The organism is Rhodococcus jostii NBRC 16295, from assembly GCF_001894825.1.
Lineage (GTDB): Bacteria > Actinomycetota > Actinomycetes > Mycobacteriales > Mycobacteriaceae > Rhodococcus_F > Rhodococcus_F jostii.
Map to the genome: position 1 here is coordinate 1 of NZ_BCWY01000115.1, position 23245 is coordinate 23245.

The window sequence follows — 23245 nt, forward strand, 5'->3', positions numbered from 1 at the left end:
GGCAGCGGATTGTATTTAAGTCAGGTCACGCCGCGAACAACCTCGCAGCGGAAGTCGGCCGTCTTCGCGCGTCGCGGGTCATGGTGATCGCCTCAGAATTTGAATCAGAAACCGCCAAGAAGGTATCGACAGGATTCGATGTTGCGCTTCACTATTCTGACGTATCGCCACATGTTCCGATCGCGAAGGCGAAGGCCGCACGCGCAATCGCATCAGAATATGACATTGACTTGCTCGTGTGTATTGGCGGGGGATCAACGACTGGTCTGGCGAAGGCAATCGCGATGACAACAGGACTTTCCATCGTCGCAGTACCGACCACGTATTCTGGTTCAGAGGGGACCAATGTGTGGGGGCTGACTGCCAATTCGCGAAAATTGACGGGTGTGGACAATCGGGTTCTGCCAGTCACGGTCATATATGATGCGGAGCTCACGCTGTCGTTGCCAGTTGAGCTCTCGGTGGCGTCTGGCTTGAACGCACTCGCGCATTGTGTGGACTCTATGTGGGCCCCCCGGGCGGATCCTATTAATCAAGCCTTTGCTAGTGAGGGGATTCGAGCTCTCGCCTCGGGTCTCGAGGCCGTGGTATCAGATCCCGCAGGTATCGATGGGCGAGAACGAGCGCTGTACGGCGCCTACCTGTCTGCCGTAGCGTTCGCATCGGCAGGGTCTGGAATGCATCACAAGATCTGTCACGTTCTCGGCGGTGCATACGGAATGCCACATGCCCAAACGCATGCAACTGTCTTGCCGCATGTGTTGGCGTTCAACGCGCAGCATGCGCCTGAAGCTGAAATCCGAATTGCTGCGGCGTTCGGTGCTGATTCCGCTGTCGAGGGTCTCGATCGGCTGTGCTCCGCGCTCGGTGCGCCCAGTGCGCTTAAAGAATATGGCTTCGATGAAGCCGCCATTCCGGAAGCCGCCAGGTTGATTCTTCCGGCGATACCCGAGTCGAACCCGCATGCCGTCACCATCGACGACCTCGAGCACCTTCTTCGTGCGTTTGGTCTGGAAGGCCAGTGGAGGGTTGACGATGCTTCGCACCGCTGGAACGTCCCGACAGGCCCAAGCCGATAGGCCGCGTTCCGAAATGTCGAGACTGGACAACCTTCCTGCTGCCCTGTTCTTCTGGCCATCAGTTCAGTCGTTGTCGGTCAGAAGCGTCGCTGCCAATACTCGAATGGTCAGGCGGTTTCAGCGCGGCAGATCACAAGCAAAGCACGTTCGATGCGCTGCTGTACCAGTACATTGGTGGGCCCGAGGGCGACCAGTCGCACTCCGGGCTTACCCCCGCCGCGGCAGTCGTGCCACCACATCCTCGGCGATGGCCACCGAGATCAGTGCGCTAATCGTCGGGGTCTGCGAGGCCCGGAGGACTGCGCGATCAACGGGAAGATCGTCGCGCTGCCTCCCTGGCCTTGCGGGTCGCCCGTGGCTACTGTTGTAACCGTGGTGAGCGCGGCCACGAACCGGAACTTGGTGACTGCATTTGGCCGCTCCGAGCAGGCGATGTCGTCTTGCGGTCGCGGACGGGAATGCCGCCCTCAGTCACACAGTGTGGAGAAGCAGGGCGTAAGGCGGCGCACCGGGTACACGACTGAAGCAGCCGGGCGCAGCGACGGGAGTCTTTCGAGAGGTGAGGTTCGGCGGGCTGATGTTGTTGGGCAGGGCGACTGCGTGCCGGACGCTCGACCGGCTGCTTTGCGAGACGCGATCGGGGCACAGTGGCACGCTCGTGTTGCGCGGGGACCCTGGCATCGGAAAGTCAGCGTTGTTGGACTACCTGGCGGAGCAAGCGTCAGGTTGCCGGGTTGTGCGCGCTCGGGGTGTCGAGTCGGAGATGGAGCTGGCGTTTTCAGGCTTGCATCAGCTTTGCGCTCCGATGCTCCACCAGCTCGAGCGCCTGCCAGCCCCGCAGCGAGATGCGCTGGGCATCGCGTTCGGGTTGCGCGCAGCGAACTCACCAGATCGCTTCTTGGTCGGCCTGGCGGTCCTGAGCCTGCTGTCGGAGGTCGCGGAGGAGCAGCCTCTTGTGTGCCTGATCGATGACATGCAATGGCTCGATCACGCCAGCGTCCAGGCGCTGGCGTTCGCCGGCAGGCGGCTGCTCGCCGAGCCAGTTCTTTTGGTCTTCGCGGTACGTGAGATACGGCAGCAGGAACTGCTGGGCTTGCCGGACCTCGTGGTTGATGGAATCGGCGATCGCGATGCGCGCCAGCTGCTGACCTCCGCGATCCGTGGGCGGCTGGATGCGCAGGTACTGGACCGGATTATTGCTGAAACGCACGGCAACCCGTTGGCGCTCCTGGAGTTGCCCAGGGGGCTCACATCTGCTCAGTTGGCCGGCGGCTTCGGGCTTCCTACCCGCCCGCTGGCGAGCCGCATTGAGCAGAGCTTCCGATCACGCCTCGAGGTGCTGCCGCCCGAGACGCAGCTGCTCCTTCTGACGGCGTCGGCTGAGCCGGTTGGCGACGCGGGCTTGCTGTGGCGCGCGGCGGGAATACTCGGGATCGACCCCAGTGCTGCGGCGCCAGCCGAGGACGCCGGGTTGCTCGAGCTTGGGTCGCGGGTACAGTTCCGGCATCCGCTCGTGCGTTCAGCGGCATACAAGGCCGCGACCTTGAGCGATCGCCGGAAGGTGCATCGTGCATTGGCCGAGGCGACTGACCAGCACGCCGATCCCGATCGCCGAGCCTGGCATCGCGCCCGTGCGGCACCCGGGCCTGATGAGACGGTAGCCGCTGAGCTGGAGCACTCGGCCGGCCGGGCTCAGGGACGCGGCGGTGTCGCAGCGGCAGCGGCGTTTCTGGAGCGGGCAGCGGAGCTGACGCCAGAGTCGGCCCTGCTGGGAACACGGGCGCTGGCTGCAGCCCAGGCCAAGTTCGACGCTGGCTCGCCTGACAGAGCGACCGAGCTCCTCGCGACCGTCGAGATGAGTCCGCTTGACGATTTGCAGCGGGCGCGGGCGGAGCGGCTGCGTGCCCAGATCACGTTTGCGCGCAATCGCGGCAGCGGTGCTCCAGCGCTGCTGCTCGGCGCTGCCAGGCGCCTGAGTTTGCTCGACGCCGGGCTTGCCCGTGAAACCTATCTTGAAATGCTCGGCGCGGTGATGTTCGCCGGCCGGTTCGGCGGAAGCCGGGGGCTGCGCGAGTCGGCCGAGGCGGCGCGAGCCGCGCCTCCGGGGCCACGGCCGCCGCGAGCGATTGACCTGCTGCTCGACGGTCTCGCGACCCGGTTCATTGAGGGCTACGCAGCGGGCGTCCCGCAGCTCAAGAATGCGCTACGCGCACTAAATCGCGACGATGGCCTCAGCGAGGACGACGCCCGATGGCTTTGGCTAGCGTGCCGCGTCGCAACGGATGTGTGGGACGACGAGAGCTGGCACGAGCTCGCCTCACTTCAGGTCCGGCTCGCCCGTAGTGCCGGCGCGCTCAATGTTCTCCCTATCGCGCTCACCTACCGTGCCGGCGTGTGCGTCCACGCCGGAGAGTTCGCCGCCGCGTCGGCTCTGATCGATGAAACGGAGACGATCACACAGGCAACTGGGAACGCACCCCTCCGGTATACATCGCTGGTGCTCGCCGCCTGGCGTGGGCAGGAGCCCGAGGTACTGAAGCTGACCCAGGCCAGCCTCGACGATGCGACCCGCAGAGGTGAGGGAAGGGCGATTACGCTCGCTGAGTACGCGACCGCAGTGTTATACAACGGTTTCGGCCAATACCAGGCCGCATTTGAGGCTGCACAAAAAGCGTGCGAACATGACGATCTAGGGCTGTGTGGCTGGGCGTTAATCGAGCTAATCGAGGCGGCCGCCCGCAATGGCAGGACACAGGCCGCCGCGGCGGCATTCGAGAGGCTCGAGGAGCGGACACGGGCCAGCGGCACCGACTGGGCACTTGGGATAGAGGCACGCTCGCGCGCCCTGCTGAGCGACGCCGCCGCCGCCGATGCCCTCTACCGCGAGGCGATCGAGCGGCTCACCCGCAGCCGAATCGTTGTTCATCTCTTCCGCGCACGCCTCCTGTACGGCGAGTGGTTGCGTCGTGAGAACCATCGCTCGGCCTCACGCGAACACCTGCGTGCCGCCCACGAGATGTTCAGCCACATCGGGGCAGACGGCTTCGCCGAGCGTGCGCGCCGTGAGCTTCTGGCAACCGGGGAGACCGCACGCAAGCGCACAGTCGATACCTTCGGCGAGCTTACGGCGCAGGAGGGCCAAATCGCCAGGCTGGCTTGCGACGGCTATACCAATCCGGAGATCGGCGGCCAGCTGTTCATCAGCTCTCGCACCGTCGAGTGGCACCTGCGCAAGGTGTACACGAAGCTGGGCATCGGCTCCCGCAGAGAGCTTCGTAACATGCTAGCCGGCATCGGAAACGCGGCGCTGCCGACGTAACGAATGACGACGCCTCGACCACTCGAGAGAGTGAGATCCGGCAAGGCTTTCCGAGGATTCTGTCATCTGACCGATGTCGGGTGGCCGCCTCTGGCCTAGCGCCTTGTGCTCCGTAGTGCGCAGGCGCGGGCGATCGCTTTCGTGGCTAGGGGTCGGGGTCCCGCCGAGCAGGAGGCGTATCGGCCCGTACCCGTGGCCGTGCATTGTGAAGCGACAGCCTCGAAAAGCGCTGCTATGTCGTTGATCACGTCGATTCCGATGAACACATAGCCGATCAATCCAGGCGGCGAGTCCAGCAACGGGGGTCCACTGCAAGTGCCCCACTCTCGTACGGCTCTTGTGAATCTGTGCGCGATGCCGCTGAGGGGAGCGCGACAGACATAGCGCCGGTCGCGTCGGCGTCCCCCTGAATAACTATCATCGACAGAAACACTCTCTCGATCCAATCACCGTCGAGATCAGCGGGAACGCTTAGTAGTCCCGGATAGCAGCGCCCAGCATCGACCGGTAAGCGCGATCAGCTAGATCATGCGCGTCCGGCTTGAGCGCTCGTCGATACACAGCTGATCCTCGACGAGACGGACGGTGTCTTGAATGGGCGCGGTGCCGGCCATGACGGAGAGCGTCGTGCGCTATGACTAGATCCGTCACGGTCACTGACCTGAAGCAATTCTCACCTACGAGGGTGCTGAAATACCGCCGAAACCAACGAAGGACGGACAACTCAAGCCCGGCCCGAGGGTCGAGGCGCTCGTAGGGCAGAGGCGCGGGCGATGGCTTTCGTGGCCACTAGCAGAGGGTCTGCACCGCGTAGTGCGCGCTCCGGCCGATAGCTGTGGTCGAGCAGCAGGGACCCGACCGCCTCGAACATCATTGATACGTCCTCGATCACGTCGCTGCCGATGATCAGGTACCGGCCCCGGTAAGTCGTTTGCCGTTGACGAAGGTGCCGTTGCGGGATAGTCCGTCATCTATGGCAGCCCAGTGCGTGCCCGTCCATTCGATGAACGCGTGCAACCGCGACACCGTTGGGTCCCAACTCAATACGAGGTCCGATCGGTGTGAACGTCCTACTGTCAAGCGCCCAGCGGCCGCGGACAGCATCCACACTCGGTTGCTTCCCCATTCGCCGATGTAGGACAGGCCGGTTTCCTCAATTCGGCGCATGACTAAGTCGCGAGATCTTGAATTGCCGACCAGTCTTGGCGGTGTTCATTCGCCGATATCTTGTGTCTATTTCGGCCCGCGATCGCGTCCCGGCGTCACGGGCGCGTGTGGCCATACCGTTCCGGAGTTCGGGTGTGGTGAGGAGCCGCAGCATCGCCTGGGCCATCCCGTTCACATCGCCGCGACGGTAGAGCAGTCCCGCGCTGGTGGGTAGAACCAGTCCCACGGTGGCGGGGTGTTCGGGGACAACCACAGCACGGCCGGCGGCCAAGACATCCAGTAGCGTCGGCACACCCGAGGTGCTGCTCGGTACGACGAAGTCTGCGGCGGCAATCAGGTCGGTCCACTGCTGCCCGGAGGGATCCTCGATCAGGTGAACGTCGGTCTCGACGTTATCCGCGGCCGCCCGCCGCACGACGGCGCCGCGGTGCGCACCGGTCCCGACGAGTAGGAGCTGCGCCTCCCGAACCTGCCGCACCACGGTGAACGCCCCGGCAAGTTGCTCGGCATATTCGGGGTCGTCGAACGGGCCTAGTGCGACGATGGTCGGGAGGTCCGCGAGTCCGGCCGGCAACTGGTCGGGCCTCGGATGGTCGAGTGGGCGGTGCTGGTCATGGGTCGGCGGACCTGCCTCGGTGCTTCTGAAATGGGAGTGTGTGTCGGGCATTCTCTGTTTCCTCGTGGTCAACGATTCGCACCTGTCGGCAAATCGTGGGTCTGGTCGTGACCTATTCGGGCCAGCTGGAGTTCTCGATGATGTCGACGAAATCAATGTGGTGGAAGCCGGGAACGAAGTGCTCGAGCACGTCCGCATTGACGGTGCCGAAGGTACTGTCTGGGCGATGCCTGATGCCGTCGGTGAAGGCATGCAGGATCTCCTTCTTGAAGTTGGGCCGCGGGTGCGCCTGAGTGATCGCGGCGAGGAGCGCTTCGGGGAGGTCGCCTCGGCCTATTCCGAGGACATCGGTCTCCACGCCGGCGGTGACCAGTGCAATCTCCGGCGCCAGCCGGTACGGAACTTCCGGCGTGGTGTGCAGCGCGATTGCCTCCCATACGGTTCTTACGTCGGCGGCCGGGATCCCGCGGCTGGTGAGAAACCGTTCGGCCTCGTCTGCTCCATCGAGTTCGAATCGCTGGGTGTCGCCGCGGAAGGTCTCCGTCAGGCCGAGATCGTGGAACATCGCGCCGACATACAGCAGTTCCGGATCGGCTGTTCGTCCCAGTCGCCGTCCGTGGAGCGATCCGAATAGATAGACGCGACGCGAATGGTCATACAGCAACGGCGGTGCCGCTTCGCGTACGAGTTCGGTCGCATCGTTCGCCAGGGATGAATCAGGAATTGCGATCCCGGCTATCACCTCGGTCATGTTGACTCCCTAAAGTGTTAGTAGTAAACGGCACTCGGTCTCGTGGTCGATAGTGCGCTCTGCGGCCTCGAGTGTTCTGCAGCGGCTCGTAAGGAGCTGGCTTTCCAGTTCGCCGATGATTCGCTGGCGGGATCGGCGGCGCCGGAGCGGATGGTGTTTGGCCACAGCGTGAACCCGGTCGGTGACGAGGCCGACCGCGCGGTTCACACTCTGGCACCGTGCTCTCCTGCGGGGGTCCTTCGTCAAACAACAGCAGCGGTGGCGAAATCAATATCAGTGTCGAAATAGTTCGGGCGGACCCATGGCCAGCGCTCGTGATTGTCGGCCAGCCTCTCAGCTGCGTCGTGCGCATCTTTGCGGGCGAGAAGGGCATGTACCAGTGCATCGTGCTGCTCCGGTGTCCGAGCCGGGTTGTCGATATCCGCCTGCAGCTCGTCATCGGTGTCTTGTTGGACGTGTCGCCAGAACTCACGGTCGGTCATCGACCTCATAGGCCTCCGAGATTCGATGCCCGGTCTGGATGGGTCGACGACATCGTTGGCGAGGAGCTCCTCGAGGTCGGCGAAATTTCCTGCTTGTGCTGCGGAAAGGAACGCCCGCACTAGGCGTCGATGCGGTACCAAATTCATCGCAGCCCGGTGCCCACAGTGCTCACGTCGCGCCGCGATGCGATTGCGGGCACGTCTGACGAGTTGCCTCGCGTTGGCCACACCGAGTTGAAGGACTTCTGAGATTTTCCGGTATGGGTAGTCGAAGGCCTCCCGGAGAACATAAGCGGCCCGTTCCGAGGGCGTTAGGTCCTCCAGTATCAGCAGCGCCGATTGGACCTCCTCACGGAGTTCAGCTCCTGTCGTCGGGTCGACGTGGGGGTCCACCGGCTCAGGGAGCCTATGGAGGTCGTATATCTCGTGCCGTTTCCTGGCGGATTGGGCGAGCGTGATGGCGAGCCTGGTCGTCGTTGTCGCCAGGAACGCCGACGGATTGATGACCACCGTGCGGTCGGTGCCTTGCCACCGAAGCCAGACGTCCTGAACGATGTCTTCGGCGTCGCTCGCGCTTCCGAGGATTCGATATGCGATTCCAAAGAGTCGAGGTCGAACGCTGAGGAAGGCCGAAGCAGCCTGATCAAGGTCGCTGGTCGCCCGCTCGCCGTCGTCTGTGTACGTGTCCAACAGCTTCGCGTCCATGGTCTCGACTCCCTCTGCTCCTGTGTGGTGCCATCTGGGCAATGTCACTGCAACTACAGTCCCGCGTGGGGCCTCCCCATCGCGCCCTTGAAGTCCGTGGTCGGCACCCTGGTGCGCGGAAACCAGTCGGATCCTCGGTGACGCGAACTGAGATGCGGCCACAACGGTGTCGCCTTCATGGCTCACAGGGCAGGAGGATGCGGCGCTATTCATGGGCGCTGAGCGGGTGGGCGGTCCGTGGTTGAGCGGGAGCCTCGATCTGCCCGACTGACATTCTCATGCCCCAGGGCTCAAAGGATCCACGACGAGGGTTGTGTGCTGACCCCCGCTGGACACTTGAGTGCGTCGCGTTTCCCCTTCGCAGTCCTCGCCATAACGCTCCTCGAGCGGCCGTTCTGCCCGCGCCTGACTGCCGGCGGTGCTTTCCATTTCGGTATCACCGTGCTCGTCGCCGCTCAGCTCTTCGGCTTCTTCGTGTTCGCCTACGGCCGTTACCCCGTCTGGAGCGGACCCGGCGCACCGCGGTCGTCACCGGGGCTTGAGATTGTCAGGAGCTACAACGACAACGACAACGATCCCGACCCTCGAGGTCGAGGTCGAGGTCGAGGTCGAGGTCGATGACGAAGCACGGCGCGGGCGGCGCGTTTGCCTTGATGATTTGATCGGCGAGGAATCGCTCACTCGCTTCACACCGGGGGACGCCGGTTGCAGGTGCACCGTTTCGAGCAGCCGGCAGGACGGGTGCTCCTCTCTGCGGAGCGCGATGACGTCATTGATCGAGCTAATGGTTTGTGGCAGAATATCTTTGGTGTAGTGCATGTGAGTCCGGGTGTTGGCGGCCGGAGCTACTGGCACATCCGTCCTCATCTCGCCTGCGGAGGAAGCTCCCTACTGAAGTCCGTCTCGACTGGTACGCGCCGGGCGGCGCCGACCTTCCGCGATCGTTAGCATGTGTGAACGCTCGGTGCCGGGCACAACAGGTAACCACTCGGGAGGCGTGTACTTTCCCTGAGTAGATAGGCGCTGGGTGCCTCTGGACCGAAGATGTCTGCTTCGTGTACGTTCCTGGCGGAGCCGAATTCTTTTGCGCAGTACGGGTGAGAGCGTCGTCGGTGTCCATATGCGAGATCCAGGCATGAAACACCTTCACGATCCACGCCAGATAGCCGGGCATCCATGGCTATGACTGTCGCTGTGTAGCCATCCCGTCGTTGAACTGGCTACAACGAGAACGATGAGCACAACGCCGAGCAGAGTGCGGGGGTCTCCGTGCTCCTGGCTCCACCGGATCTGTCAGTCGCTAACCTAATCTCAATCGGTCCGGTCGTTATCCTTTACCTCATTATTTTCCACCGCATTTCGTCAGTGTCATAACCCGCGAGGCTGTCACGGATAGGCCACGTTCAGATCGTGCATGTGTTCCCTGGCCACCAATGTGAGCGCTTCCGCACCCCGTAATCGCAGTGGTGCGCGTACTCTGGCCAGTTCTTTGTCGTGTGGATTCATTCTTCTGTGTCGCCCGTATCGCCGACGACCTGCGCCTGCAGCATAGTGTTCGACCAGCGGTCGCTTACTACTCGCTGAGGAGCTGCGCGAGTTCTGTCGGCGAGCTCTCGCTGTAGGGCGGGAAGACTACGTCGATCGACTCCTCGGCGGGCGAGAACAGCACCGACTTGTTGTGGGTGAGGTTGTCGAAGCCTGCCTTGCCCAGATACTGGCCGATGCCCGAGCCGCCGACGCCTCCGAAGGGAAGGCTGGGGAACATCAGATGCAACATCGTCTGATTGACCGCGCCGCCTCCGAAGGGCAGTGAGGTCAGTAGCGATGAGATCCGCTCCTCGTCTTGGCTGAAAATGTAGGCGGTGAGGCCCGACGGCCGCTCCTTGATCGACTTCACAACCTCGTCGAGGTCGCTGTAGCGCAGGACGGGGAGGATCGGACCGAAGATCTCCGCCTCCATCACCTTGTCGCTTTCCTGGACCGGATAAAGAATAGTAGGCGCGACGTAGCGACCGTCGACGTCGCCGCCGATGGCGACCTTCGCCGGGTCGATGAGGCCGGCAAGCCGCAGGACGTCTTTCTTGGCGGCGATGAGCGACAGGTCAGGGTTCGCCCTCGGATCCGTGCCGTAGAACTCTCGGACGGCTTTCGTCGTCTCGGCCACGAATTCGTCGGCTACGGATTCGTGCACATAGACATAACCCGGGGAGACGCACCATTGCCCACCGAACGCCATGGCTCCCCAGACGAGCTTGCGTGCGGCATCGGCCAGGTTCGCGGTCTCGTCCACAATCGAGGGGTTACGCCCGCCGAGTTCGAGGAGCACAGGCGTCAGGTGCTCCGCGGCCGCACGCATCACGATCTTGCCGACCGGCACACTGCCGGTGAAGAAGATGAAGTCGAACGGCAGCTCCAGGAGCGCCGAGACGACGGTGCGGTCGCCGCGCACGAGCGCGACGTCTTCCGGCTCGAAGTAGTGCGGGACGAGCTCGCTGAGTATGTCAGCCGTGTGGCTGCTGACCTCAGAAGGCTTCACGATCGCAGGGTTTCCGCCAGCCACGATTGATACCAGAGGCGCTACGACCAGAGCGAGAGGTGCGTTGAAGGGGGCGATGAGCAGGGTGACGCCGTAGGGGTCATGGAAGACTTTGCCCTTGTAACCCTGTTTGGCGAAGGTTGCCGGCAACGGTGCGTCGGTGGGCTCCATCCACTGGGCGAGATTTGCTTTCGCGTCAGCGATCGCGCCGAGCGCGGCACCGAACTCGAATGCGATCTCGAAGGTGGCGGTCTTGAAGTCAGCCGCCAGGGCAGCACTGAACACATCCTGGTTCTCGGTGATCAGGCGTTCGAGACGGGTCAGCTGCTTGAGCCGCCAGTCCAGCGACTTGGTGGCATCAGAGGCGAAGCGGTCCTTCTGAGTGCGGAACAGCGAGTTGAAGTCCAGGGTGTCGGACGTGCTCGGCGCCGCGATGGTGATCGTCATTGTTCATTCCTTTCAATGCAAGACGCGGCATGGTTTATAGCCGCCAAGGAGTCAACATGAATCCGTATGGGGTCGTGTCGACATGAATCCATAGGGGGTGATTCCATATGGATGGAAATTGCGCAGGGTCTCATGTCGGCATCCTGGGTTGGTGACAGGGTTGTGCGAACGCGACGTGGTCGAGACCCTCAGGGCGGTTATCGAAGAAGCTGGGAACCTGCGGCGTGCGATCGCCGCCGATATCGAGGCGGGCAGCGGTCATCCGCACTTCTGGGTTCGAGGTGGGGTCCGTCTCGCCTCCTGGATCGGAGTCTGCTTTTGCGTGTCGAACAGCTTCGTGTCCATCCTCTCGACTCCTCTGCTCCTGTGTTGCGTGCGCAATCTGGCAATGTCACTGCAACTACAGTCGCGCTTCGGGCCTGCCCATCGCGCCCTTGAAGTCCGTGGTCGTCACCCTGGTCCATGGTTGTGGCCACTTGCGGATGGAGATCGTCGAGACTTGAGGCCACCAGGTTGTCAAGGGACATGAGGGCGTCCCTGTAGGCGGACAGCAGGTGTCCCTGTGCGCGGACAGCTGATCTCCCTGTCGGCGGTCAGCTGATCTCCCGCCGGGTCAGGTCAACGGCATCACCCCGCGTCCGGCGGTAGCGTCCTGCAACCGCAACGAGGTGCCCTCGGTGATCACGACATGCGCATGGTGCAACAACCGGTCGACCGCCGCGGTCGCGAGAGTCTTCGGCATGATCGTGTCGAACCCGGACGGGTGCAAATTGCTGGTCACCACCACACTCCGCCTCTCATAGGCGGCATCGACAAGACGGTAGAACGCCTCGGCAGCGGCCTGACCCGACGGCAGCATCCCGATATCGTCGACCACGATCAACTCGGCACGAATGATCTTGGTGATGGTCTTGGTGATCGACCCGTCCACCGCGGCCCGCCCGATCGCCGCGGTCAACGATTCGAGGGTGAACCACGACACTCGCATCCCCGCATCGATCACTGCATGCGCAAGTGCCTCGACGAAATGGGTCTTGCCGGTCCCCGACGGTCCGCTGATCGCCAGGTTCTCGGCGCGCTGCACCCACTCCAACGTGCTCAGGGCCTGCTGGGTCGGCGCCGGGATCGACGAATCCTGTTCCCGCCATGAAGAAAACGTCTTCCCAGCAGGAAGGCCCGCGGTTTTGCGGCGCATCGCCTTCGTTGCCTCGTCCCGGCCGCGGACCTCCTCGTCGAGCAGCACCTTGAGGACCTCGGTGGGATCCCACCGCTGCGCTTTCGCCGTCGCCAGCACCTCCGGTGCAGCGGCGCGGAGGTAGGGCAGCCGCATCCGTTTGAGGACGGCAACGAGGTCGTCGGGCAACGGCGGCGCAGTCGGGCTCATGACCCGACTCCGGTTCCGGCGACACCGAATCCGGCCCAGGCCGCGGTGCCGGGCTGAACCGAATGAGCCTCGTCGGCGATGACGAGCCCGGTCTCGGCTGCGGTGGCGGTGTGGTGCGCGACGATCGCCGACAGGTCCCCCTCGGCGAACCGACCCGCGTCGGCTGCCACCGACAACGCCGCATCGACGGCCTCGACGCCGACGAACGCCGCCAACTCGACCGCAGCGGTCATCTTCGCCCGGATCCGCACCGTCCCGGCCGCCGACGCCGCAACCAACCAGGTATGTGCCCCTGGCCCGAGATCGAGGAACCGGGCCTCGGCCGCGGAGCGGGCCTTCGGGACCGGCGGCTTCGGTGCACCGCCCGGTTCCTGCGGGTGGTCGGGGTAGTGCGCCGGTGGTCGGGGTAGTGCGCCGGATCGATCCGCGGGTTCCCCGGTGTCGACAGTAAATGCCTGGCAACCTCACTCAAACCCCTCCTGTTTTCGGCCCAGTCCGGGACCTGGTGCAGGGCATCGAGGTCGGCGACGACCACCAGGTCCGGGCCGGCAGCGCGCACCCACACTTCGGTGCCGACCAAACCCGGTGGCGTCGAATACCGCACCGACCCGAACCGGATCGTCTGATCGGTGCCGACACTGCGGGTCGTGCCCAGTGCCAGAGTGTGCGGCGCGGACGGCAGGGTGTGCAGGCGGCCGCGTTCCTCGGCCAACGCCTCGTTGGGGATGCGGGCGCTTTCACGGTGCCGGCGGGCGTTGACCGTGGCGCAGAACCGCTCGCAGGCCGCCTCGAGGTCGGCGAACGAGGTGTAGTCCGGCAGCAGGTTCGCGTCGGTGGGCACCAGATCTGCTTTGGCGATCTTGACGGTGGCTTCGCTGCCGCCCTTGGATTCGGGGTCGTAGGGCACACAGGTGTGCACGGCCATGCCGTAGTGGCGGGCGGTTTCGACGATCTGCGGGTGCCGCACCGGGATTCCGGCGACGTGATCAATGCTCACGGTGCGCGGATTGTCGGTCAACGCGTAGGTCGGCACCCCACCGAAACGGCGCACCGCGGCATCGAGGCACGCGATCAACGTCGGAAGGGTTTGATCCCACACCGGGATCACGACGCGGTAGCGTGACCACGCCAACCAGGCGCAGAACAACAGGGTCGAACGCAGGATCCCGCCCGGGCCGGGCACTTTCGGGCCGTCACCCCAGTCGAACTGCATCCATAAACCCGGTTCGGTGATCCTCCCCCACTACGTGGGAGGTACCCCCAGGCCGATAAGTCCGGCGGTGCCCGGCCTGCCATGCTGCTTTCGCATCCGCGACGGCGCGGCGGGTGGTGCGTTCGGTGCCGTCGAAGCCGAGGGCGACGAGGCGTTCGTGGACGATGTCGGCGCGGACCCTGCCTTTGCTGCGCTCGACCCATTGCTCGATCTGGGGTAGGTGCTCGTCGAGGATGCGGGGTCGCCGCGAGGGGCCGGTCACCGGCATCCCGGTGTCGCGGGCGGTGACGTAGCGTCGGACGGTTTTCGGATCGACCCCGGCCAGCTGCGCGGCGGAGTGCGCGTTACCGGTGGTGTCGTAGGCCTCGAGAATTTCCATGATGTCCCTGTCAGACTTCTTCATGCGTCCCTCCGGTGGGAGTTGCTCGTAGGTGGTCGAAGACCTCGAGCAAAACCCCGGAGGGGCGCCTGTGTCAGGACCGACACACCGCCAGCCCCGTTCATCGACAGGGAGATCAGCTGTCCGTCAGCAGGGACGAACGTGTCCGCCTACAGGGAGGTTGGCATGTCCGCTAGCACAGGTGAAGGCGGGATCGATCGTGGTCTGACGGGGAGGAGCGGCTCGCTCCCAAGCGAAGATCGAACTGTAGGCATCGGAACTTTGCGCACTCGTCTACGACCCGAGTGGGCACGCACAGCAGCTATGGATCTCGCCGAAGGCGTGCAACTCCCGGCCATGAGAACCTGCGCGTACGGCCGAGCCGAATATGCGGTCTTGAATTCCAACTGGCACGGCCGAACGGTCCGTCGGCTGCGGCGACATTTGGCCCTTCCGCCGCACGGCCTATTCGACGCGCTGCCCACACCAGCCGAATGATCGGTTGGATCGGTCTGTCGGAAAAGCATGAGGTCGACAGTATCCACTGAGGGCGAGCGTGCGCCCTGCGCGGCGGCGGAATCAAACGTCACTTCGCTCTCATCTTTAGCGTCGCAGAAATGGAAACATCCACGCCCACAACAAGGGTGGGTTGTCGGCAATGTGTAGCGGCGGCCTCGGCAGCAGACGTCATCTCGCGAGCGGTGAGGACCCTGCGTGTCTCAAACGTGCGTTGCACCGCCTTGTCTGTGGCCAGCTGGAGTCCCGGCGCCGGGCGCCCTCGACGCTTCCGGGGTTGTGTCACCGTCAAGAATCGGGTGGGTCACCCCCGACTGCCTGCTCTGCGTCGGGTAGCGTCCCGCGGATCTGTTTGCGGGAACGGATGCCGAGTTTGGCGAACACTTTGCGTAGGTGCCATTCGACCGTGTGTGGGCTGATGAACAGCTGCGCTCCGATTTCCGGATTCGTTAGTCCGTCACCAGCGAGACGGGCGATCTGCGTCTCCTGGGCGGTGAGGGCATCGCGTGCTTCAAATGTGCGACTACGTACCGTCTCGCCGGTTGCCAGAAGTTCGCGTCGGGCGCGCTCGGTGAACGCTTCGGCCCCCATGTGGCTGAGCATCTCGTGGGCGATGCGTAAGTGCTTGCGCGCGTCGATGCGCCGATTCTCGCGGCGAAGCCATTCGCCATACACCAGGTGGGCGCGGGCGAGATGAACGACGATCCTGGTGCGCTCGAGCCGTTCGATTGACTCGCGGAACAGGCAGTCTGCGGCCTTGCCGCTGCTCAGGAGCGCCCTCGATCTGGCCAGGATGCCAAGGGCCCAGTCGCTGCCGGAGGGGAGTGTTCGTTCCTCGAGGCGTCGCAGGGTGTCGACGGCCGCCTCGTGGGCGCCGCTTCTGACGGCCGCCTCGACGAGCTCGACGAGGGACCACCCGAAGAAGCCAAGATCCTCATGTTCGCATGCTCGTCGGGCACCGTCGAGGGCGTCCGGGTAGCGGCCGCGACCGTTGTAGAGGACCGCGGTGACGTACCCGGCCATCCCAATGATTCTGCCCTCGCCCCTGGCGGTCGCGTTCTCGACGCCGGCCTCGATCATCTTGACGGCCTGAGTGTCGTCGCCGCGCCAGGCGGCCAGCACCAGCGACGTGTACTTCACGCGCGCGTAGCCGTTCGCCTCCGTGAGCGCATCGGCCTCCTCGATCAGGGCGGATGCGGAGGCGAACTCACCGGCGTGCAGATGCACGCTTGCGCGGTAGATGAGCGCTACTGGAAGGACTCCGAGTGCGCCTGTATCGCGGGCAAGCTGGACAGCGCGAGTGGCCAGTTCATGCCATGCCTCGTCGTCCCACAGCTCGTGTGCGACCGACTGCGCTATGGGGCATGCGAGCCAGAGCCACCGTCTGATGTCGTCGTCGGTGGGGAGTACCTCTTGCCGAAAGGCCTTCAGTCCGCGCCGCAGGATGGGTGCTCCGGCCGGGTAGCCCTCGGTGAACCGCGTGGCGAGCCCATTGAGGAGAAGGTCGAGCGGCCGCGCTGGCAGCGGTCCCGGTGGTGCGGCAAGCGCTGCCTGGGCTGCCTCTCGAACTCCGCGCTCACCTCCGAGCCGGCTGGCGAAGATCGCCGCTCCGAGCGCTTCGAGGTATGTCTCATGTGCCAATTCGTCATCGAGACCCTCGAGTTGCTTGGCTGCATCGAGAAGTAGCGGCGTCGCGTCACTCCCGCGTCTGCGGGTGAATGCCATCCGGGCTCGTAACCGCGCCAGTCGGGCGCGCTGAAGATCGTTCAACGGGCTCAATTCTGCTGTTGCGAGAAGGTCGTATGCCGCATCAGGCGCTGCCGCCTCGAACTTGGCTTGTGCGGCGGCGAAGGCTCGCCTTCCCCGTCGGGCCGGATCAGGTGTCAACGCGGTCGCTCGCTCTAAGAATGCCGCCGCCGCTGCGACGCCGCCGCGGCCTTGTGCCCGGTTGGCGGATCGCTCCAGCTCGCTGGCAACGGCCTCATCGGGGCCTATCGCCGCGTGCGCGCGATGCCACGCTCGGCGGTCGGGATCGGATTCAGGATCGGTCGCATCGGCCAGGGCACGATGCACCGCCTGGCGGTCACCCAAGCCTGCCGCGCGGTATGCAGCTGAGCGCACCAGAGGATGGTGGAAACGCACGCGCACGCCGAGTTCGATCAGTCCCGCAGCTTCGGCTGGCGTTGCTGCCTCGGCTCCGATCCCGAGCCGTGCGGCTGCGCGTCTCAACAGAGGCACATCACCCACTGGCTCCGCCGCCGCGGTGAGAAGCAGTTGTTGCGTTTGGGCCGGAAGCGACTGGACGCGCCGTAGGAAGCTTTGCTCTATTTGGCTCGACAGGGGCTGCGCGTCGGGACTGCCGAACCCGCCCGCCAGCTCCGCAGCGGTCAGCCCCCGAGGCAACTCCAGCAGGGCGAGCGGGTTACCGTGCGTTTCGGCGATGATCCGGTCTCTCACGTGCTCGTCCAGTCGCCCGGGTATCGCCGAGTCAAGTAACGCACGCGCATCGTCGTCGCGTAAGCCCTGGACTGTGAGCTCCTGCAGCCCCATGAAAGCGCGGTCGTCGCGAGTACCTCGCACAGCGAACACGAGTGCGACGCGCTCTGCGAGGAGGCGGCGGGCGACGAAGACGAATGTTTGCGCGGATATGCGATCAAGCCATTGTGCATCGTCGACGAGGCACACGATCGGTTGCTTCTCGGCGGCCTCGGCCAGCAGGTTGAGCACCGCAAGTCCGACCAGGAAGCGATCCGGCGGGTCCCCGCTGCTGAGGCCGAGCGCTACGGCCAGCGCGCCGCGCTGTGGGGCTGGAAGGTGATCTAGATGGTCCATTAATGGCGCGCAGAGCTGCTGCAACCCAGCGAACGCGAGTTCCATCTCGGACTCAACGCCTGCTGCTCGAGCGACGCGACATCCTTCCGCGCGCTCTCCCAGGTATTCCAACATGGCGGTCTTGCCGACACCGGTCTCGCCGCGTAAGACCAGCACCTGACTCTCGCCGGTCTGCACACCTGCCACCAGCCGATCCAGCGCCGCGCATTCGCTTCGTCGACCACGCAGGTGCAGCCCCGGTTCGTTGTTCGACATCTGCACTGCCACCTCGTCGCGTATTTTACGCGCGACCGCGGGTGGCCGGGGGTCGCACACGTCGAGTGCAGAATCGGGACGGTACAGAACAGGTTCCGTGGGGACGCGTGGAGCAGGATCCGGCAAGTTCTGACGTTTCGGTTTGTTTGGGGTCGCGGCGGCGCAGTAGTGGCCGCAACCGGGGGCCGATGCATCCGATTCCGCTCCCACCGGAGGAGTCAGTCAAATCAGGGGCAATTGCGGACTCGAAACTTGAAACGGATCGCCCTGTCACAAGCGGCGAGGCTGTTCGGTCATAGCTGATAACACTGGACCAGACCGGTGATAGGAACAGGAAGGTTTCACCATGGCGATTGTCGTCATTGCCGGCGTGGCATCGCTTAATCGGCACGGCCAGGCAGCCGTCACACGGTAGATCGCCACCGGTGACACGATCTGGACGTACCGGCATCGGCGAGGGTGGGCGAAGTAGCTAACCGACCTCGGCCCTCGCGTTGTCGTTTGCGATACCCCAGTGTTTTCAGCGGCCTCTTGTTGCCGGGCTGGGGCAGTCTCTCCGGCACATGGCTTGGGACCGCTGATGGTATAGAGCGTTTGCTCTTATCCGAGCCACCCGCGACGAATTGGTCACCTCGAAACGCGAGCGGCATGACCTCCCTGAATCAGTTTCACTGACCTCGTAAACAACGGCGCACCGAATCCGGCTTGCCGACTGCCATTCTCGGCACTCAAGGCCGGGGCCAACACAGAAATGAGTTCGACATGAAGAACCTTGCTCGTAGCGCACTAGTCGCGGTCGCGGCCATCACGGTCATCGGAGGGGTCGGCGTCAGCGCGGCGGCGGCAGATCCTGCGGAGGCTGTCGATAGTCAATCGTTGGTCCACCAGTCGTCGATCCACAACTCGTTCCCTCATCATCCTCACCATCCCCACAACCCCGTCGCTCCGCACCGACTTGGCCCCAACCCATTCGGTCACGACCGGGGAGGCCCTACAGAACGTCACAGGTTCAACCCGTTCCCGTGGGGTCTGTGCCCCGACGTCTCGCCCCAAAGTTACTGTCTCCCTGGCTACCTGTAGGGACAGCGACTCGAGAGATGAGAATCTGACGCTGCCGACTCCCGCGATTCCGGCCCACGCAGGCCGGTACTCCCGAAAGGGCCGGATTTCGTATCACCTCGCTGGGCCTCTATCCGGCGACGCCGCAACGCGTCGTTAGTCACCCACCACGGGTGGCCGCAGAGCCGGTCGGAATCAGGGGGACCCGCGTGTAGGCGAGCACTGCCACCCCACTCGTTTGGCCGTTCTTTCGACGGCACGACTCTTTCTCGTCCCGCGGCAGACCCAACGCTGATAACTCCAGCACACCGCTTCACGTATCAAAGGCGAACACCATGACTACGATTCACCTTCACCAGACCACCATCGCCACGCCCGCACAGATCCTCGCAGCCTTCACCGATTTTGGACCAGGCCGCTCGACCATCTTCGCCAACAGCACCGACGAGTACCTCCGCGTGCACAGCCAAGGACCTGATCACGTCGACGTCACCGAAGGCTCCCACGGAGTCTGGGAGCGCCTACATTACAACTGGTCCGACCCTCACCGAATCCTGATGATTACCACTGATTCCAACATATGGGGCCGGAACTCAGGCCACACCTGCACCCTCACCCGCAAACCCGGTGGGATGACCGACGTGGACGCCGTCGTCGTCCGCGAGGGCAAGAACATCAGAGGGCGTCTCCTCGCGATCGTGCTCGGTGCCGGCGGCAGGCGCGTCCTGGAAAGGCAATTCGGGCAGACCATTAAGGCCGTGGAGGTCCGCTACCAGGACGCGAGCGCGACCGACCTCTCGTAGACCCGGGGCGCAGAAGACCGGGGGTAAGAAGAAAGGACATGTCATGACTAATTCACGCCGTCGGTTCGAGGAGGTGCGGGAGTTCAAAGCCCCGCCCGCTCTGCCAAAGAACCTGCAGAAGGTCCTGGTTGATCTCATCGAACTTCAACTACAAAGCAAGCAAGTCCACTGGAATCTGGTCGGCACCAACTTTCGCGACTTGCATCTGCAACTCGACGAAATTGTCGATACTGTTCGCGAAGCCAGCGACACGATCGCTGAACGGATGCGCGCCCTCGACGCGGTACCCGACGGGCGATCCGACACCGTCGCGGCGTCCACGACTTTGCCCACCATCCCTCCCTCCGAGCTGAGCACCACCAATGCGGTCGACCACATTGGCACCCGTGTCGATGCCGTAGTCGCCACCATTCGCGCGGTTCACGACGAGGTCGACGCGGCTGACCCCACCAGCGCCGATCTCCTGCATCGCATAATCAACGATCTGGAAAAGGCTGCCTGGATGCTCAAGTCCGAAAACCACACACCATGGCGGCGAACATGGATTGACACGGAACTCTGAGGACTACCGGCGGGAGCGATCATGATCACGAGTTCCGGCAACCCGAGTTCCGTGTACTACCAATGGTGTCCCGGGTGTCCCAGTTGACGCGGGGCGATGACCTGGCGTCGGGCCCCGTCTCCCGCGGACGGGGCCCGAGGGACAGGACGGTCACCATGAACGGGGAGAGAAATGTGTCGACTCCGGCTCGCGTTGGTGTATGCGACCTCGAGGACCGAACCGCGGACATCGACTCTGACCCGATCGTGCTGGGCGTCAGTCCGATCAAAGAACCGGCCGAATGATGTACCAGCCGGTTTAGGCCTGGGAGAGAATGTACGCAGATGTTTCGATCTCCGATCGCCGAACATGACACGGTTCAGGGCGCGGATCCGCCGCGAACTCGATGCCCTCACCACCGACTAATCAGGTCCGTGATAACCACACCTGAGCGGTCTGTATATAGTGACGTCGGTTGACGGAGCGGTTCCAACGCAGCGAGCAAGGCGCGGCCGGATTTCGTGGAATGCCGTCACAGTCGCCACGAGAAGAAGAGCGTGTGGACGAAGTAAAAACTCAACGTCAGAGGCGCCGGATCGGATGTAACCGGGTGCAGCGAACGAGAGAAGCGAGTCATACATGAACGAGAAGGCTTGGTCGGTGAACATCGTCATCGACGAGCACAAATCCGAAGAGGCCGGTATCCAGACGCGAGCGCGCGCCCTTCTGCGTGCCAGTGACCGGACCACAATCGTAGGGGTGGGGCGCGCGAGACGAAATCCGCGACATACCGATGTTCCGGAAGTCAGCGATGATATGGCCGCGGCCCGTGCCCTGGCAGATCTGTCGCATCAACTGTTCGAAGCAGCCGCCGAACGGGAAGGAGTCACGCGGAGCGTGCTCCACTCCGCGCGCCTCGCAGACTTTCGCCGTCCAGGTTCTTCCGCCTGAGGTGACACGCATTGCGCTACACGTTCGCACAACTGCGGGGTCTGGAGTGTCGCTACGTCAAATAGACGTTGGCATGAAGGTTTTCGATGATGGCAGCCAATTCTGAAATGCCCGATGCGGGTCTCCCTAGAAACCTGGCTTCGGCGCGGCCACGCCGACGACACGTGGACGATGGAATCCGGCTCCGAACGGATTGGACCGGTGCGGCTCTGTGCCCCGGGGCACAGTAGCGATAAACCGAAATGTCATCACTGAATATTCCGGACTGCGGTCGCGCATCGAGGTCGAGCAGTTTCGTACGAACGAGTCAGGTAATGGTGTGAGCGTCACTGTGGCCAAAAGGAGAGTGACAATGTGATGCTTCCTATCGTCCGGGGCAAGATGGGAAATCTGCCCGTGGAACTGACCAGTTTCGTGGGTCGTCGCCGCGAGTTGACGGAGGCGAAGCGGCTGCTGTCGCTCGCTCGTCTGGTGACACTGACGGGTGTTGGTGGTGTCGGCAAGACGCGACTGGCTGTGCGGGTGGCCGCTAACGTGCGTCGCGCTTTCGGCGACGGGGTGTGGCTGATCGAGCTGGGGGAGCTTAGCGATCCGGACCTGTTGGCGGACAACGTCGTCGCCGCATTGGGGTTGCGGAAACAGTCCTCCGACCCGTCGCTGGAGTTGTTGGCCGAGCATCTCGCGGATCGGCGGGTGCTGCTCGTGTTGGACAATTGCGAGCACCTGGTGGAGGCGGCCGCGGTGCTGTCCGAGACGTTGCTGCGGCAGTGCCCTGGGCTGCGTATCCTGGCAACGAGCCGCGAACCGCTGGGCATTGGCGGAGAAGCTGTGATGCGGGTTCCGCCGCTGACGGTCTCCGATCCGGACCGGCCGTCAGCGTTGCAGGGCTTGGCCGAGTACGACGCTGTCACGCTTTTCGCGCAGCGGGCCGAGGCCACGGCTCCAGGATTCGTGCTTTCCGAGGCCAACCGGGTCACGATCACTCGGATCTGCCAACGCCTGGACGGGCTTCCACTGGCTATCGAGTTGGCGGCGGCCCGCCTGCGGGTCCTGAGCCCGCAACAGATTCTGGATCGACTGACCGATCGCTATCGGCTGCTCACTGTGGGCAGCCGCGGTGCGCCGGTCCGCCAGCAGACCCTGAAGCTTTCCATCGACTGGAGCTACGACCTGTGTGAACCCATGGAACAGCAGCTGTGGGCACGGCTGTCGGTGTTCGCCGGTGGCTTCGAGCTCGATGCCGCTGAGAGTCTCGGCACCGGGCTCCTCGCGCGGGAAGAGGTGTTGGACGTAGTGGCTCGTCTGGTCGACCAGTCGATCCTGATCAGGGAAGAGGCCGGCACCGTAGCGCGGTACCGGCTACTCGAGAGCCTGCGCGAGTACGGATATCAGAAGCTGAGGGAGATGGGGGAGGGGGCGGCCTTGCGCCGGCGGCACCGCGATTGGTGCCTGCAGTTGGTACAGCAGACAGAGGAGGAGTGGATCGGCCCACACCAGCTCGCGTGGATCACCCGGTTGGAGCGAGAACAGCCGAATATGCGTGACGCTCTGCAGTTCTGCGTGACCGAACCTGGCGAAGACGAGGCTGAGGCCGGCCTGCAGATCGCCGCCGCCCTACACACGCTCTGGCTCACTCACGGTCAGCTCAGTGAGGGCCGATGCTGGCTCGATCGGGTACTGGCCCATCACAGCGGCCAACCCACCGCAGAGCGGATCAAGGCGTTGTCCGCCAACGCTGCGCTGGCCGCAATTCAAGGCGACCTCCGGAAGGGCGCGGTGCTCGTCGAGGAGGGGAAAACCCTCGCTGCGCAACTGGGAGGCACGGGGGTGCAGGCCATCGTCACGCACGCTGACGGTCTCCAGGCGCTCTTCGGCGGCGATCTGCCGCGCGCCGTAGCCTGTTTCGAAGCCGCCCTCGAGGGGCTTCGCGCCGAGGGCGACCTGCTGCGGCTGATCGAGGATCTCGTCGGGTTGGAGCTGGCCAGCGGGCTGCTCGGCGATGTGCCCCGGGCGATCGCGTGTAAGGAGGAGGTGCTCGCGATCACGGAACTTTACGGCGAGTCAGTGCAACGGGCGTGCTCCCTCTGGGCGTTCGCGCTTGCGGTATGGCAGACCGACCACATGCACGCCTCCAGGCTGCTCGCGCAAAGCGTGCGGCTTGCACGGGTGGTGGATGACCGACTCAATGTGGCCATGTGGGCCTTGACCCT

Annotated in this window: 14 protein-coding genes and 1 pseudogene; 6 read left to right on the forward strand and 9 right to left on the reverse strand. The window is 63.9% G+C overall.

What is annotated here, in order from left to right:
- A partial coding sequence (locus RJ1_RS39740) for a maleylacetate reductase (RefSeq protein WP_073369163.1) occupies positions 1-1079 on the forward strand: 1079 nt, incomplete at its 5' end.
- A gap of 577 nt (positions 1080-1656) precedes the next feature.
- Complete coding sequence (locus tag RJ1_RS39745; protein ID WP_073369165.1) at positions 1657-4398, forward strand: helix-turn-helix transcriptional regulator; 2742 nt, start codon at positions 1657-1659, stop codon at positions 4396-4398.
- Between the two features lie 906 nt (positions 4399-5304).
- Here RJ1_RS39745 and RJ1_RS48355 read toward each other — a convergent pair.
- The 9 genes and pseudogenes from RJ1_RS48355 to RJ1_RS39785 form a co-directional block, all read right to left on the reverse strand.
- Positions 5305-5565, reverse strand: a complete 261-nt coding sequence (locus tag RJ1_RS48355) for an FHA domain-containing protein (protein ID WP_338049603.1) — start codon at positions 5563-5565, stop codon at positions 5305-5307.
- Complete coding sequence (locus RJ1_RS39755; protein ID WP_073369145.1) at positions 5552-6232, reverse strand: glycosyltransferase; 681 nt, start codon at positions 6230-6232, stop codon at positions 5552-5554. Before RJ1_RS39755 ends, RJ1_RS48355 begins: the two co-directional genes overlap by 14 nt.
- Positions 6233-6293: 61 nt before the next feature.
- Positions 6294-6932 carry an HD domain-containing protein gene (locus RJ1_RS39760; RefSeq protein ID WP_073369147.1) on the reverse strand — a complete coding sequence of 213 codons (639 nt, stop codon included), beginning with the start codon at positions 6930-6932 and terminating at the stop codon, positions 6294-6296.
- A gap of 242 nt (positions 6933-7174) precedes the next feature.
- The gene (locus RJ1_RS39765) at positions 7175-8119 is read right to left on the reverse strand and encodes a sigma-70 family RNA polymerase sigma factor (RefSeq protein WP_073369149.1); all 945 of its coding nucleotides are present in this window, start codon (positions 8117-8119) and stop codon (positions 7175-7177) included.
- Between the two features lie 1573 nt (positions 8120-9692).
- Positions 9693-11102 carry an aldehyde dehydrogenase family protein gene (locus tag RJ1_RS39770; RefSeq protein ID WP_083400789.1) on the reverse strand — a complete coding sequence of 470 codons (1410 nt, stop codon included), beginning with the start codon at positions 11100-11102 and terminating at the stop codon, positions 9693-9695.
- A 613-nt stretch (positions 11103-11715) separates the two neighbouring features.
- The gene (gene istB, locus RJ1_RS39775; RefSeq protein ID WP_073369151.1) at positions 11716-12486 is read right to left on the reverse strand and encodes an IS21-like element helper ATPase IstB; all 771 of its coding nucleotides are present in this window, start codon (positions 12484-12486) and stop codon (positions 11716-11718) included.
- The gene (locus tag RJ1_RS49455; protein ID WP_240320060.1) at positions 12483-12719 is read right to left on the reverse strand and encodes a hypothetical protein; all 237 of its coding nucleotides are present in this window, start codon (positions 12717-12719) and stop codon (positions 12483-12485) included. Before RJ1_RS49455 ends, istB begins: the two co-directional genes overlap by 4 nt.
- Positions 12720-13009: 290 nt before the next feature.
- A pseudogene (istA, locus tag RJ1_RS49120) lies at positions 13010-14102 on the reverse strand (IS21 family transposase); the annotation flags it as partial.
- Between the two features lie 780 nt (positions 14103-14882).
- The gene (locus tag RJ1_RS39785) at positions 14883-17681 is read right to left on the reverse strand and encodes a helix-turn-helix transcriptional regulator (RefSeq protein ID WP_174695075.1); all 2799 of its coding nucleotides are present in this window, start codon (positions 17679-17681) and stop codon (positions 14883-14885) included.
- Positions 17682-19075: 1394 nt separating this feature from the next.
- On the opposite strand from RJ1_RS39785, the gene RJ1_RS39795 reads away from it, so the two are divergent.
- The 4 genes from RJ1_RS39795 to RJ1_RS39815 form a co-directional block, all read left to right on the forward strand.
- Positions 19076-19543 (forward strand): hypothetical protein, encoded by a 468-nt coding sequence (locus RJ1_RS39795; RefSeq protein ID WP_073369155.1) that lies wholly within the window; start codon positions 19076-19078, stop codon positions 19541-19543.
- A gap of 43 nt (positions 19544-19586) precedes the next feature.
- Positions 19587-20105, forward strand: coding sequence for a Dps family protein (locus RJ1_RS39800; RefSeq protein ID WP_073369157.1), 519 nt, complete (start codon positions 19587-19589; stop codon positions 20103-20105).
- A 618-nt stretch (positions 20106-20723) separates the two neighbouring features.
- Complete coding sequence (locus tag RJ1_RS39810; protein ID WP_073369161.1) at positions 20724-21035, forward strand: dsRBD fold-containing protein; 312 nt, start codon at positions 20724-20726, stop codon at positions 21033-21035.
- 357 nt (positions 21036-21392) lie between these two features.
- Positions 21393-23245, forward strand: a 1853-nt coding sequence (locus tag RJ1_RS39815) for an ATP-binding protein (RefSeq protein WP_083602279.1), incomplete at its 3' end; no start/stop codon positions are given.